Origin of the sequence: Bradyrhizobium sp. 137, assembly GCF_023074095.1 — a bacterium.
Classification (GTDB): domain Bacteria; phylum Pseudomonadota; class Alphaproteobacteria; order Rhizobiales; family Xanthobacteraceae; genus Bradyrhizobium.
The window spans coordinates 96,664-109,490 of the sequence record NZ_JADPKU010000042.1; the positions used below are offsets into that span (position 1 = coordinate 96,664).

General features: G+C 64.5%; 12 protein-coding genes and 1 tRNA gene. 10 read left to right on the forward strand and 3 right to left on the reverse strand.

Annotated features, from left to right (window positions below; all coding sequences use genetic code 11):
- Window positions 1–874 precede the first annotated feature (874 nt).
- Together IVA78_RS08255 and IVA78_RS08260 are read left to right on the forward strand one after the other, a co-directional pair.
- The gene (locus IVA78_RS08255) at window positions 875–1,141 is read left to right on the forward strand and encodes a hypothetical protein (RefSeq protein WP_247277033.1); all 267 of its coding nucleotides are present in this window, start codon (window positions 875–877) and stop codon (window positions 1,139–1,141) included.
- 400 nt (window positions 1,142–1,541) lie between these two features.
- Window positions 1,542–1,635 (forward strand) — tRNA-Ser (locus tag IVA78_RS08260).
- Between the two features lie 270 nt (window positions 1,636–1,905).
- Here the strand turns inward: IVA78_RS08260 and IVA78_RS08265 are convergent.
- A complete protein-coding gene (locus IVA78_RS08265; protein WP_247277184.1) occupies window positions 1,906–4,335 on the reverse strand; it encodes a lytic transglycosylase domain-containing protein in 2,430 nt (809 codons plus the stop codon).
- A gap of 279 nt (window positions 4,336–4,614) precedes the next feature.
- Here IVA78_RS08265 and dapA point away from each other — a divergent pair, with 279 nt between their 5' ends.
- Genes dapA through IVA78_RS08285 form a run of 4 tightly spaced genes read left to right on the forward strand, consistent with a single transcriptional unit; the run spans window position 4,615 to window position 7,092 of the window.
- Window positions 4,615–5,505: a 4-hydroxy-tetrahydrodipicolinate synthase gene (dapA, locus tag IVA78_RS08270; RefSeq protein ID WP_247277034.1), complete on the forward strand. Its 891-nt coding sequence runs from the start codon at window positions 4,615–4,617 to the stop codon at window positions 5,503–5,505.
- Window positions 5,506–5,557: 52 nt separating this feature from the next.
- Entirely contained in the window at window positions 5,558–5,974 is a 417-nt protein-coding gene (mscL, locus tag IVA78_RS08275; protein WP_247277185.1) for a large conductance mechanosensitive channel protein MscL, read from the forward strand.
- Window positions 5,975–6,033: 59 nt separating this feature from the next.
- On the forward strand, window positions 6,034–6,507 hold the full coding sequence (gene smpB / locus IVA78_RS08280; RefSeq protein ID WP_145629990.1) for an SsrA-binding protein SmpB: 474 nt from the start codon (window positions 6,034–6,036) through the stop codon (window positions 6,505–6,507).
- 3 nt (window positions 6,508–6,510) lie between these two features.
- Window positions 6,511–7,092 (forward strand): peroxiredoxin, encoded by a 582-nt coding sequence (locus tag IVA78_RS08285; RefSeq protein ID WP_247277035.1) that lies wholly within the window; start codon window positions 6,511–6,513, stop codon window positions 7,090–7,092.
- Window positions 7,093–7,100: 8 nt separating this feature from the next.
- Here IVA78_RS08285 and IVA78_RS08290 read toward each other — a convergent pair whose 3' ends face one another.
- Together IVA78_RS08290 and IVA78_RS08295 are read right to left on the reverse strand one after the other, a co-directional pair.
- Entirely contained in the window at window positions 7,101–7,775 is a 675-nt protein-coding gene (locus IVA78_RS08290) for a uracil-DNA glycosylase (RefSeq protein WP_247277036.1), read from the reverse strand.
- Entirely contained in the window at window positions 7,756–8,400 is a 645-nt protein-coding gene (locus tag IVA78_RS08295) for an NYN domain-containing protein (RefSeq protein WP_247277037.1), read from the reverse strand. Before IVA78_RS08295 ends, IVA78_RS08290 begins: the two co-directional genes overlap by 20 nt.
- A 329-nt stretch (window positions 8,401–8,729) precedes the next feature.
- Between IVA78_RS08295 and rpoZ the strand changes: the two genes are divergently transcribed.
- The 4 genes from rpoZ to acpS all read left to right on the forward strand — a co-directional run bounded on the left by rpoZ (window position 8,730) and on the right by acpS (window position 12,827).
- A complete protein-coding gene (rpoZ, locus tag IVA78_RS08300; RefSeq protein ID WP_007603391.1) occupies window positions 8,730–9,122 on the forward strand; it encodes a DNA-directed RNA polymerase subunit omega in 393 nt (130 codons plus the stop codon).
- Between the two features lie 205 nt (window positions 9,123–9,327).
- Complete coding sequence (locus IVA78_RS08305) at window positions 9,328–11,613, forward strand: bifunctional (p)ppGpp synthetase/guanosine-3',5'-bis(diphosphate) 3'-pyrophosphohydrolase (RefSeq protein ID WP_247277038.1); 2,286 nt, start codon at window positions 9,328–9,330, stop codon at window positions 11,611–11,613.
- 45 nt (window positions 11,614–11,658) lie between these two features.
- Window positions 11,659–12,411: a pyridoxine 5'-phosphate synthase gene (locus IVA78_RS08310; protein WP_247277039.1), complete on the forward strand. Its 753-nt coding sequence runs from the start codon at window positions 11,659–11,661 to the stop codon at window positions 12,409–12,411.
- Complete coding sequence (gene acpS / locus IVA78_RS08315; RefSeq protein WP_247277040.1) at window positions 12,408–12,827, forward strand: holo-ACP synthase; 420 nt, start codon at window positions 12,408–12,410, stop codon at window positions 12,825–12,827. The genes IVA78_RS08310 and acpS overlap by 4 nt, the downstream gene beginning before the upstream one ends.

The following is a 12,827-nucleotide window of genomic DNA, read 5'->3' on the forward strand; positions in this document are numbered from 1 at the left end:
TCGCTTCTGAAGTTGCCGGCTCTAGATAGCCGGCACGTCATCAGCGCCTCCTAAGGGTTCTGGTCGACGATAGAGGGTGTCGGCGAGACATCAGGTCAACGGTCGGGTCGTCTCTTGCGGCCCGGCAGAAGAAACGAGTTTTCTTCGTTCGGTGCGGTTCTCCTCAAGGGCTCCGCAATTTCACAAGCGGCCTTCGCGCCAACGTGAAATCTGGTCCTGACGTGTTCGCCGACGCCCTCGTTCTCTTGAGGCCGGGGCATTGCCGGCATTCCTTTCCCCAGACATTGCTGATCTGATTGCGACGCGGCCGCGCGCTTGCTCGCCCTGCCTTGGGCAAGGCTGGGGCGTGCGCCCACGTCGCCTGTCTGCTCTAGCCCGAGCGCCGTTCTACGTGTGCGGTGTCATCGCCCGGCTTGGACCGGGCGATCCAGTACCTGCGGCGTCTCGACTGATGACTGCTATCGGCGGAACACCGGGTCACGCGCCTGCGCGGGCGAGGACAGCAAGCGGCACGCGGGACCCCCACAATGCGCGTCCGACCCTGCGCGATGGTTATCGTTCTCCCAAAATCGCAGGGTAAACCGAATCTGACGAAGCGCAGAAGTGCTTGCAAATCAGGCGCTTTTTGAATTCCGTGCGCAAGCACCGCGCGCTCGCGTTTACGTCTGCTTCATCGCGATACTTAAACTGCCATTCAAATTTGCCCGCCATCATCGCTCCACAAGCCGGCAAACGGCATGGGCAAAAGCCTTGGGGATGAGTTGAACAGCGCAAAAGTGGTCTTCCGGTTTTCCGGGAAGGATCATGCGAAATCAGAGTTGGACGGGAGCCGCGCTCGGGGAAACGGGGCGGCATAAGAAAAAGGGGATGCGACATGTTTCAGGGTACTTTCGATCTGGAGACGGCGACGCCGATCGGCGCGAGCGCGCTCTCGGACGTGCTGTTCGAACGCGGGATGTACTGGGCGAGCGGCCGCTCCGGCCTCGTCGACCTCGTCGCCGCGCATAAATGGTTCAACCTCGCCGCGCTGAAGGGCCGCAAGGACGCCGTCGCGCTGCGCCAGGAAGTCGCCGGGCAGATGTCGGAGGCCGAGATCTCGGCCGCGCAGCGTGAGGCGAGGGCGTGGGTTTCCGCTCACTGAGCGGAAAATCGCATCCGGAACCGCCCTTACGGGTACGTCCGGTTGAGCATGGGGCAGGGCTGCGATTCAGATCGCCTGATGACCTGGAACCCTGCCGGCTGCACGAGGCCGGTGTGTCCAAGATCAAGGTCTCGGACTTTCCATGCCGGCGCAATCCGGCGTCTGGTTCAACGTCTGGCCGGCGAGGCGGTGCCGATCTCGTCCTCGCATTGGCGATCCGGCGGTCCGGTCGCCCGAGGCGGAGACATACATAAGGCGGCACGCATCGGTGGTCGCGCGCTGCGGATCCTTTCGCGTGCCTGAGCAGCCGCCCGCCTGGCAGCTTTCAGGTGAAAAGAACCCGCCGACTTCAATTCTGCCGCTTGCGGCTCGCCGCCGTGTCGGGCATACCCGGCATATTGGAGACGTGGCCGAGTGGCTGAAGGCGGCGGTTTGCTAAACCGTTATAGGCTTGTAAAGGCCTATCGAGGGTTCGAATCCCTCCGTCTCCGCCAGCCGAGCTGTACTGATCTTCAATATCCCCCGCGCCCGCCCCTAGAATACTGCCGCCTCTACGGCGGGTGTCGCCGTGACCGCATGGCGCTATCGCAGAAACTGTAACCAGGACAGTATGTTGCGAGAGGGAAGGCGGCTAACCGGAGTTAAGGCCAAGGGAGCCAAGCTCAGGACGCCGCCATCCAGCTGATCTGGAACAAGATTCGGGCATCGACCCGCGCACGGCGACCAGATACGGCGGGCATGCTTTCACCCGAAAGATGGCGCGGCTATTCCACGCTGCCGGTGCCGCGGCGCAGGTCGGCCTCGATCTGCAACCGGGTGCCGCCGCCGAAGCGGGCGCGGTAGACCTGAAGGTTTTCCATGATCCGCTGCACGTAATTGCGCGTCTCGGAGAACGGAATCAGCTCCACCCAATCGACCGCGTCAACTTTCGGATCGCGTGGATCGCCGTAGCGCTCGACCCATTTCTTCACGCTGCCGCGACCGGCATTGTAGGCGGCAAAGGTCATGATGTAGGAGCCGCGATAATCCTCGAGCAGCCCACCGAGTTCGGCCGAGCCGAGCGTGGCGTTGTAGACCGAATCGTTCTTCAGCCGGGACAGGTCGTAAGTCGCGCCGTGGCGTTTGCAAACGTAGCGCGCGGCGTCCGGCGTCACCTGCATCAGCCCGTAGGCCTGCGCCGGCGAGACCACCGACGGATTGAACGCGCTCTCCTGTCGCGCGATCGCATAGACGATGCTGCGCTCGACCTCGGGCCCGATCGGCGTGAACTGCGGAATGCCGTTGACGGGATAGGCGTAGAAGTCGAACGGCAGGCCGCGATTGAGTGCGGCCTTGCCGAGCAGCAGCATGCCGCGCGCGTCGCCGTAGCGCTGGGTGAGCTCGCCAAGGCCGGCAAGCGCTTCGGGATCGCCGTTCTCGCCCATGTCGGCGAGCAACGGCACTGCTATCTCACGCTCGTCAAGCTCGTAGAGCAGTTGCGCGGCGCGCACGATCTCGAGCCGCTCGGCGCCGCGGCCCCGCGGCTGACTGTGGAGCTCGATCTGGGGCAGTCCGAGTTTTGCGCGCGCGAGCTGGCCGTAATAGCTGGTCGACTGCTCGGCTGCGCGGGCATAGGCGTTGCGCGCCTCCTGCTGGCGGCCCATCGCTTCCGCGGCGCGGCCCTGCCAATAGCCGGCGCGCGCTAGCGTCGTCGGATTGACGCTGCCGACCCCGATGCGGGCGAAATGCTGGGCGGCGGTCGCGGGATCGTTGAGGAAGCGGAGTGCGATCCAGCCCGCTGTAAATTCCTGCTCGGTCTTGTAGATGTCGCGCGAGGGCAGGGCGGCATCGCGCGCGATCAGATAGGCGCTGCGGAATTCCTCGGTGTCGATCATCTTGCGCGCCAGGAGGCGCCGCTCGATCCACCATTCGTCGAGATTGTAGAGCCGGTTCGGATCCTTCGGCGCCGACAGCATGAGCTGCGCCGCTTCGGCAAACTTCTCCTCGCGGCGCAGGAGCTGGATCTTGCTGAAGACGAAGCCGGGATCGTTGTGCAGCTCACGCGGCACGGCGTCGAGCAGCGCGCGCGCGTTCGGCGCCTTCTTGACGGCGGCGATGCGAGCCTTGGCGAGCGCGACATAGCCGGCGCCAAGGCGCTTGGCGGCGCGCAGCGCGGCCTCGTTCTCGCTGCCGTAGAGCAAAGTGTCCATCCGCGCCTTCTGATCGCCTGGCGTCAGCAGGGCGCCGAACTGGTCGAGCGCGTTGTTCTCGGTGTCCTCCGACATCGGATCGCTGCGCCAGGCGTCGCGCACCAGCCGCTCGGCGTTGGCGCGGTCGCCGCGCGCCAGCATCGCCTTGGCGAGCGTGAAGCGGCCCTTGGCGGAGATCGGCGACTCATTCTCGAACCACGACCACGCAACTGAATCGTCGCGCCTGTCGTCCCACATCGCGGCCTCCAGGCGCCGGCGGAGGAAAGTCTGCGACGGCCAGCTCGGATTGGCGGACAGGAAGGCGCGGTAGCGCTCCACGGTCGCGCCATTGTCCTCGCTGCGCAGGATGATCCATTCCGCGAGCTTTCGCGCGACGGGATCCAAGATCGAAGCTGCATAATTGGTGGCATCGCCCGCCTTGCGCTTGCGCACGAGCTCGATGACGGTCTCCAGCGTGTCCTTGTCGGCCTGCGAGGTCGACGACGTTGCGGCGACCGCAGCCGGTATGACCGGCTTGCGCGGCGCTGCATGCTGGCGGGTCGCAGGAGCCAGCACGGGAGCTGCGACGGGTTTGGCCGCGGCCGGGGCGGCCGGTCTGACGGTGGCCGTTGAAGCCGGGGCGGGTGCGGTTTTGGGCGGCGCGCCGTTGGCGGCCGGTTTTGATGCTGGCGCGGGGGGAGCTGTCGCGGGCTTGGATGCTGCCGCGGGCTTGGACGCTGCCGTGGGATTGGGCGCTGCCGCGGGTTTTGGCCTGTCCTTCGCGGGTTCCTTGCCGGCGTTCGTCCCAGCGTCCTTGGCAGATTTCTTCGCGGTATCTTTCGCCGGGGCGCTGGCGGCACCCTTGCTGGCCCCCTTGGCCGTATCCTTCGAAGTTGCCTTGCCGGTTCCCTTGGACGAGTCCTTGGCGGCTGGCTTCGCGGAATTCTTAGCCTCGTCCGCAGTCGTCTCGTTGGACTTGTCATTGGACTTGGCCAAGGCAGCACAGCCGACCGACAGCCCTGCCATCAGGCACACGACCAGACCGGTGGATCGCCATGCGGCACGAGGGAGGGAGGTCACGGCGTTTCGTCGCCCCGAATCAGTCAAGTGGCCCAAGATCTAGCTGAATTTGATTGAATATGCGGACAAAATACCAACAGCCGCTTACCTCGGGCCGATTTGCACCATCACCGCGGCAAAATCGCGGCCTAAACGGTGAGTCACACGCGGCGGGCCTTTTACCGGCCGGACAGACCCGATATGAATGGGCCTTGCTCAAGAGATCGCCGCGTACGGAGGAAGTCCATGGCAGCCAAGACGAAATTCCGGGGGTCGTTCACCGCCTTGGTCACGCCGTTCAAGAACGGCTCGCTGGACGAGGCGGCGTTCCGCTCCCTGGTGAATTGGCAGATTTCAGAGGGCACCAACGGCCTGGTCCCGGTCGGCACCACCGGCGAGAGCCCGACGCTCAGCCACGACGAGCACAAGAAGGTCGTCGAATGGTGCATCGCTGAAGCCAAGGGCCGCGTGCCGGTGATCGCGGGCGCCGGCTCCAACTCGACCAAAGAGGCCATCGAACTCTCCCAGCACGCCGAGAAGGCGGGCGCCGATGCCGTGCTGGTCGTCACGCCCTACTACAACAAGCCGACCCAGGAAGGCATGTATCAGCACTTCAAGGCGATCAACGACGCGATCGGCATCCCCATCATCATCTACAACATTCCGCCGCGCTCGGTGATCGACATGTCGGTCGACACCATGAAGCGCTTGTGGGAGCTCAACAACATCGCCGGCGTGAAGGACGCCACCGCCAGCATGGTCCGCGTGTCGCAGCAGCGCGCGGCGATGGGCGAGGATTTCAATCAGCTCTCCGGCGAGGACGCAACCATCCTCGGCTACATGGCCCATGGCGGCCACGGCTGCATCTCGGTGACCTCGAACGTCGCGCCGCGCTTGTGTTCGGAGTTCCACGTCGCCTGGCAGAAGGGCGACCATGCCACCGCCTTGAAGCTGCATGACAAGCTGATGCCGCTGCACAACAACCTTTTCATCGAGAGCAATCCTGCGCCGATCAAATACGCGATGTCGCTGCTCGGCAAGCTGGACGAGACGCTGCGGCTCCCGATGGTGCCGGTCTCCGAGCCGACCCGCGTTGCCGTGCGCAGCGCGATGGTGCACGCGGGCCTGATCAACTGACGCGTTGGCCTTCGGGGAGCCTTTCATGAGCGTCGAGGAAAAGGGCACGCGTATGCTCAAGGAGTTCCGCGAGTTCGCCATGAAGGGGAACGTCGTCGATCTCGCGGTCGGCGTCATCATCGGCGCGGCCTTCGGTGCCATCGTCAACTCGCTGGTCGGCGATGTCATCATGCCGATCATCGGCGCCGTCACCGGCGGACTCGACTTCTCGAACTACTTCACCCCCTTGTCGGCGAAGGTCACAGCCACCAACTTAGCCGATGCAAAAAAGCAAGGCGCCGTACTTGCTTGGGGCAGCTTTCTCACGCTGACGATCAACTTCATCATCATCGCCTTCGTGCTCTTCCTGGTGATCCGCGCCATGAATACCTTGAAGCGCAAAGAGGAGGCGGCACCTGCCGCTCCGCCGAAGCCGTCGGCCGAGGTCGAGCTGCTGACCGAGATCCGTGATCTCCTCAAGAAGTCTTGACGCGCGCGCTTCATCCGACCTGTTAGAATCCGTGCGCATCTTGATCAGGTTTGTCTGCGATGGCCGATAAGAACGAACGTCCGATCAAGGTCATGGCGGAAAATCGCAAGGCCCGCTTCAACTACGCCATCGAGGATACGATCGAGGCGGGCATCGCGCTGACCGGCACCGAGGTCAAGTCGATCCGCAACGGCAAGAGCACGATCGCGGAATCCTATGCCGACTCGAAGAACGGCGAGATCTGGCTGATCAACGCCACCATTCCCGAATATCTCCAGGGCAACCGCTTCAATCATGAGCCCAAACGGCCGCGAAAACTGCTGCTTCACCGCCGACAGATCAACAAGCTGATGGGCGCGGTCGACCGCGAAGGCATGACGCTGATCCCGCTCAAGCTGTACTTCAACGAGCGCGGTCGGGCCAAATTGCAGCTGGCGATTGCCAAGGGCAAGAAGCTGCACGACAAGCGCGAGTCCGAGAAGAAGCGCGATTGGAGCCGGGAGAAGGGCCGCCTGATGCGGGCAAGGGGATAGGGGATGATCCAGAGGAACCTGCTCGAGGTCGATTGGAGCCAGATTCCCGCGCCGGCCGACGACGGCGGCGCCGCGCATCTGACGGGCATGACGTTGCCGGCGATCGGCCTGCGCGCGACGGACGACACGTCAGTCACGCTGTCGGCGCTGCGCGGCCGGACCGTGGTGTTCGCCTATCCCCGCACAGGCGAGCCCGGCAAGATCGCACTGGTCGACGATTGGGACATGATCCCGGGCGCGCGCGGCTGCACCCCTCAGACTTGCGCGTTTCGCGACCTGTTTGCCGATTTGAAGGCGGCTGGCGCCTCGCACGTGTTCGGTCTCTCGGCCCAGAGCAACGACTACCAGATCGAGATGGCCTCGCGGCTGCATCTGCCGTTCCCGGTGCTGTCGGACGAGAAGCTGAAGCTGACGCGCGCCCTGAATTTACCGACGATGCAGGTCGCAGGCCTGACGCTGATCAAGCGGCTTGCACTGATCATCGACGACGCCAGGATCACGCACGTGTTCTATCCGGTGTTTCCGCCGGACCGGAACGCCGGCGATGTGCTCGGTTGGCTGAAGGCCAATCCAGTCAGGGGCTAGGTCGGGGCCTAATCGAGGTCGGCTTTCACCTTCGCGAACACGGACCGGAACATGTCGGGCGTCAGCACCCCTGTGTTGGTGTTGTAGCGGGAGCAGTGATAGCTGTCGTAAAGCTTGACCGCGCCCGCCTGGTGCACGGCGCCGTGGCCGAAGGGAGCTTGCGAGCCCTTCAGATTCAGCGGCTTGAGCACGCTGTCGTGCGCAATCCGCCCGAGCGCGACGATGGCGCGCAGGTTCGGCATGGTCGCCAGATTGGCGACGAGAAACCGGCGGCAGGTGGTGATCTCGATCGGAAGCGGCTTGTTCTGCGGCGGCACGCAATGCACGGCATTGGCGATCCGGCAATCGACCAGCTTCAGGCCGTCATCGGGGCGCGCCTGATAGGTGCCCTTGGCGAACCCATATTCGAGCAGCGTCGCGTAAAGGAGATCACCGGCATAGTCGCCGGTGAAGGGACGACCGGTGCGGTTGGCTCCCTGCATCCCCGGCGCAAGGCCGACGATCAGCAGGCGCGCCTTTATGTCACCGAAGGGCGCAACCGGCGCATTGTGCCACGACGGCTCACGCGCGCGGTTGGCCTCGCGAAAGGCGACCAGGCGCGGACAGAGGGGGCAGTCACGGTCGGGAACGACGGTGGATGGCTGGCGGCTTGGCCGGGCCGCCTCACTCCTCGAAGTCGTCATCGCCCCTCGGCGCCATCGTGGTTGCGCGCTGGAGGAATTGCGGGGCGTGGTGGCGTCCCTCGCGCTCGCCGCGATCACGCGGGGCGGGGCGTTCGGACGGGTCGCGGCCGAGCTTGGATTGCAGCTCGACGAGGTCGGTGAAGACGTCGGCCTGGCGGCGCAGCTCGTCGGCGATCATCGGCGGCTGGCTGGCAATGGTGGAGACCACGGTGACCCGCACGCCGCGGCGCTGGACGGCCTCGACCAGGGAGCGGAAGTCGCCGTCACCCGAGAACAGCACCATCTGGTCGATATGCTCGGCGAGCTCCATGGCGTCGACGGCGAGCTCGATGTCCATGTTACCCTTGACCTTGCGGCGGCCGGAGGCGTCGATGAATTCCTTGGTCGCCTTGGTGACGACGGTGTAGCCGTTGTAGTCCAGCCAATCGATCAGCGGGCGAATCGAGGAGTATTCCTGATCCTCGATGATAGCGGTGTAGTAGAACGCCCGAAGCAGAGTCCCGCGGCTCTGAAACTCCTTCAGCAGGCGCTTGTAATCGATGTCGAAGCCCAGAGTTTTCGCCGTCGCGTAGAGATTGGCGCCATCGATGAAGAGCGCGATCTTGTTGGTAGGAGAAATTGACATTCAGTTTGCTCGCGTAGTGGTCGTGATTGATCGTTTATTGTTGGCGCGGCGGCAGCAAGCCGCGCAGTTCTAAGGCGCCGTCGAAAGCCGTCGAAACCGCAAATCCGGAGAAGTCGGGGCAATCAAGGTATAGTTATGGCGGACTTCCACACGCCCGGCGTTACCTTCGATGGCAGCCCGGGAAATCACCCATCCCAGCCCCAATGTGGGGGTAGCAGAGCCGTTTGGCGAGGCCAAATCACAAATTGGCCTTGCGAAAGCGGCCCGGTCCCTATAACTAGCCCCGATCACCCACATATTTCGTCCCACCCACAACGGAGCGACAGTCCATGGCTCGCGTCACCGTAGAAGATTGTATCGACAAGGTCGACAACCGGTTTGACCTGGTCCTGCTGGCCGCCCACCGCGCCCGCATGATTTCGTCCGGTTCACAACTAACGGTTGATCGCGATAACGACAAGAACCCTGTTGTGTCCTTGCGCGAAATTGCCGAGACGACCATTTCGCCGGAGGACCTCCGCGAGGAGCTGGTGCACTCGCTCCAGAAGTTCGTCGAGGTCGACGAGCCGGAGCCTGATACGGTGCCGCTGATCGGTTCCGCGGGCGCGAGCGTCGATGCGGACGATACCGAGGTCGCCGTCGAACGCATGACCGAAGAGGAGCTCCTAAAGGGTCTCGAAGGCCTCGCACCGCCCGAGGAGCAGCCGGAGGAGGACGAGTAGGTCGTCCCGTCGCAATCATCGACCTCTTGTGATCTTATCAAGGCCCGAACCGTTGTTCGGGCCTTTGCTTTTGTTGGCGTTTTCGTGGTTACCATAGTGTTGTCGGTTCGCGCTGCGCCCTGTCACTGAATTGATCGGACGCGCCGGGGATCGGCGTTAAGATGTATGCAACGGTCGCGTCGGGGTCCGTTTGAAGGCAGGACTTATGGTGTATCGGCGCTGGAAACCAATGCAGATGCAGGCCGCAACCGAATCGGTTGCCGTGGCCCCGACTGCGCCGGTGGCGCGCCCGGCGAAGCCTCGCGCACGCATGATGCGTCAATATGACCTCGTCGAGCGCGTCAGGTCTTACAATCCCAACACCAACGAAGACCTGCTCAACCGTGCCTATGTCTATGCGATGAAGGCGCACGGCTCGCAGACCCGCGCCTCAGGCGATCCGTATTTCTCGCACCCGCTTGAAGTGGCGGCGATTCTCACCGACCTCAAGCTCGACGACGCCACCATCGTGGCCGCGCTGCTGCACGACACGATCGAGGACACTGAAGCGACACGGGCCGAGATCGACCAGATCTTCGGGCCCGAGATCGGCGCTCTGGTCGAGGGCCTGACCAAGCTGAAGCGGCTGGAGCTGGTGTCGCGGGAGGCCAAACAGGCCGAGAACCTGCGCAAATTGTTGCTGGCCATTGCCGACGATGTCCGAGTGCTTCTGGTCAAGCTCGCCGACCGCCTGCACAACATGCGCACGCTGGACTTCGTGCCGACGGAATCGCGCAGGCGCATTGCCGAGGAGACGCTCGACATCTATGCGCCGCTGGCCGGCCGCATGGGCATGCAGGAAATGCGTGAAGAGCTGGAGGATCTGTCCTTCCGCACGCTCGATCCCGAAGCCTATTCGGTGGTGATGCAGCGGCTCGATGCGCTCGCCGAGCGCAACCGCAATCTGATCGGCGAGATCGAGGACCAGCTCTCCAACAATCTGCGCCACCGGGGGCTGGGCGCAAGGGTCTATGGCCGCCGCAAGAAGCCGTTCTCGATCTGGACCAAGATGGAGCGCAAGTCGGTCGGCTTCGAGCAATTGTCCGACATCTTCGGCTTTCGCCTCGTCGTCAGCGACATCGAAGCCTGCTATCGCGCGCTCGGCATCGTCCACACCACCTGGCCGGTCGTGCCGGGGCGTTTCAAGGACTACATCTCGACGCCGAAGCAGAACGACTACCGTTCGATCCACACCACCGTGATCGGCCCCGGCAACCAGCGCGTCGAGCTCCAGATCCGCACCGAGGCGATGGACCAGATCGCCGAGCGCGGCATCGCCGCGCACGTCTTCTATAAGGAGGGCGTAGGCTCGCCGACCGAATACCTCAAGCGCGAATCCAACGCCTTCGCCTGGCTGCGCCACACCATCGGCATCCTCTCCGAGAGCGCCAATCCCGAGGAATTCCTCGAGCACACCAAGCTCGAGCTGTTCCATGATCAGGTGTTCTGCTTCACCCCCAAGGGCAAGCTGATCGCGCTGCCGCGCCATGCCAACGTGATCGACTTCGCCTATGCGGTGCATACCGACGTCGGCAATAGCGCGGTCGGCTGCAAGATCAACGGCAAGTTCGCGCCGCTGTCCTCGGAGCTCCAGAACGGCGACGAGGTGGAGGTGCTGACCTCGGAAGCGCAGTCGGCACCGCCGTCGGCCTGGGAGACGCTCGCGGTCACCGGCAAGGCGCGCGCCGCGATCCGCCGCGCCACGCGCACCGCCATGCGCGATCAATATGTCGGTCTCGGCCGGCGCATCGTCGAGCGCCTGTTCGAGCGCGCCAAGATCGAATATGCCGACGACAAGCTCAAGGGCGCGCTGCCGCGGCTGGCGCGGACCTCGATCGAGGACGTCATGGCGGCGGTCGGGCGCGGCGAGATCAAGGCTTCCCACGTCGCGCGCGCGATGTATCCGGACTACAAGGAGGAGCGCATCGCGCGCTACGGCATCAAGAAGGGGCTCGCCGCCAAGCTCAAGGAGAAGTCGTCGGAGTCGCCACGCAGCCCGGTCGCCATTCCGATCCGCGGCATCAATTCCGACCTGCCGGTGAAGTTCGCGCCGAACGGCGGCGCCGTGCCCGGCGACCGCATCGTCGGCATCGTGACGCCGGGCGAGGGCATTACGATCTACCCGATCCAGGCGCCCGCCCTGAAGGATTTCGAGGAGGAGCCGGAGCGCTGGCTCGACGTGCGCTGGGACATCGAGGATTCCTTGCCGCAGCGCTTCCCGGCCCGCATCAAGGTCGAGAACGTCAACGAGCCCGGCGCGCTGGCACAGATCGCGACCGTGATCGCCGAGCACGATGGCAACATCGACAACATCAGCATGCAGCGCCGCTCACCTGATTTCACGGAGACGACGATCGACCTCGAAGTCTACGATCTGAAGCATTTGAGCGCGATCCTGGCCCAATTGCGCGCCAAGGCGGTCGTCGCCCGCGTCGAACGTGTTAATGGATAGACGCTTCTCGCATGCGTCTGTCCCCCTGAGCTCGAGAGTCCTGCAATGCCCGCACTTCCGCTCCGCCTCGGCGTCAACGTCGACCATGTCGCGACCCTGCGCAACGCCCGCGCCGGCCGCAATCCCGATCCGGTGCGCGCCGCGCTGGTGGCGATCGAGGCCGGCGCGGATGGCATCACGGCGCATTTGCGTGAGGATCGCCGGCACATCCGCGACGAGGACATGGCGCGGCTAAAGGCGGAGATCTCCAAGCCGCTCAATTTCGAGATGGCGGCGACCGACGACATGATGCGGATCTCGCTCGCCACAAGGCCCCACGCGGTGTGCCTCGTGCCGGAGCGGCGGCAGGAGGTGACGACCGAGGGTGGGTTAGATGTCGTCGGCCAGCACGATGCGCTCGCGCCCTACATCGCGCGGCTGAGCGATGCCGGCATCCGGGTCTCGCTGTTCATCGCCGCCGACCCCGCGCAGATCGAGATGGCGGCGCGGCTGCGCGCCCCCGTGATCGAGATCCACACCGGCGCCTGGTGCGACGCCGTCCTCGACGGCCCGACCGGCAAGGCCGATGCCGAATGGCAGCGGATCGTGGCGGGGGCGAAGCTGGCGAAGGAAGCGGGGCTCGAGGTCCATGCCGGCCACGGGCTCGACTATACGACGGCGGAGACGATCGCGGCGCTGCCTGAGATCATGGAGCTCAACATCGGCTACTACATGATCGGCGAGGCGCTGTTCGTAGGGCTCGCCGAGACCGTGCGCAGCATGCGCGCGGCGATGGACCGCGGCCGGAGCCGGGCATGATCATCGGAATCGGCTCGGACCTGATCGACATCACCCGCGTCGGCAAGGTGATCGAGCGCCATGGCGAGCGCTTCCTCGACCGCATCTTCACCGCGGCCGAGCGGGCCAAGGCGGAGCGGCGCGCCAAGAACGAGAAGATGGTGGTGGCGACCTACGCCAAGCGCTTTGCCGCCAAGGAGGCCTGCTCCAAGGCGCTCGGTACCGGGATCCGGCGCGGCGTCTGGTGGCGCGACATGGGGGTGGTCAACTTGCCGGGCGGACGGCCGACCATGCAACTGACCGGCGGCGCCTTGGCTCGGCTTCAGGCCCTGACACCGGAAGGGTTCGAGGCGCGGATCGATGTTTCGATCACAGACGACTGGCCGCTCGCGCAGGCCTTCGTCGTCATTTCCGCCGTCCCGCTGGCCAAGCCCTGA

What these genes read in the sequence shown, in the direction of transcription:
- IVA78_RS08255 (WP_247277033.1), top strand. Translation starts at nt 875, where the DNA reads ATGTTTCAGGGTACTTTCGATCTGGAGACGGCGACGCCGATCGGCGCG.
- IVA78_RS08265 (WP_247277184.1), bottom strand. Translation starts at nt 4,335, where the DNA reads ATGGCAGGGCTGTCGGTCGGCTGTGCTGCCTTGGCCAAGTCCAATGAC.
- dapA (WP_247277034.1), top strand. Translation starts at nt 4,615, where the DNA reads ATGGCAGCCAAGACGAAATTCCGGGGGTCGTTCACCGCCTTGGTCACG.
- mscL (WP_247277185.1), top strand. Translation starts at nt 5,558, where the DNA reads ATGCTCAAGGAGTTCCGCGAGTTCGCCATGAAGGGGAACGTCGTCGAT.
- smpB (WP_145629990.1), top strand. Translation starts at nt 6,034, where the DNA reads ATGGCCGATAAGAACGAACGTCCGATCAAGGTCATGGCGGAAAATCGC.
- IVA78_RS08285 (WP_247277035.1), top strand. Translation starts at nt 6,511, where the DNA reads ATGATCCAGAGGAACCTGCTCGAGGTCGATTGGAGCCAGATTCCCGCG.
- IVA78_RS08290 (WP_247277036.1), bottom strand. Translation starts at nt 7,775, where the DNA reads ATGACGACTTCGAGGAGTGAGGCGGCCCGGCCAAGCCGCCAGCCATCC.
- IVA78_RS08295 (WP_247277037.1), bottom strand. Translation starts at nt 8,400, where the DNA reads ATGTCAATTTCTCCTACCAACAAGATCGCGCTCTTCATCGATGGCGCC.
- rpoZ (WP_007603391.1), top strand. Translation starts at nt 8,730, where the DNA reads ATGGCTCGCGTCACCGTAGAAGATTGTATCGACAAGGTCGACAACCGG.
- IVA78_RS08305 (WP_247277038.1), top strand. Translation starts at nt 9,328, where the DNA reads ATGGTGTATCGGCGCTGGAAACCAATGCAGATGCAGGCCGCAACCGAA.
- IVA78_RS08310 (WP_247277039.1), top strand. Translation starts at nt 11,659, where the DNA reads ATGCCCGCACTTCCGCTCCGCCTCGGCGTCAACGTCGACCATGTCGCG.
- acpS (WP_247277040.1), top strand. Translation starts at nt 12,408, where the DNA reads ATGATCATCGGAATCGGCTCGGACCTGATCGACATCACCCGCGTCGGC.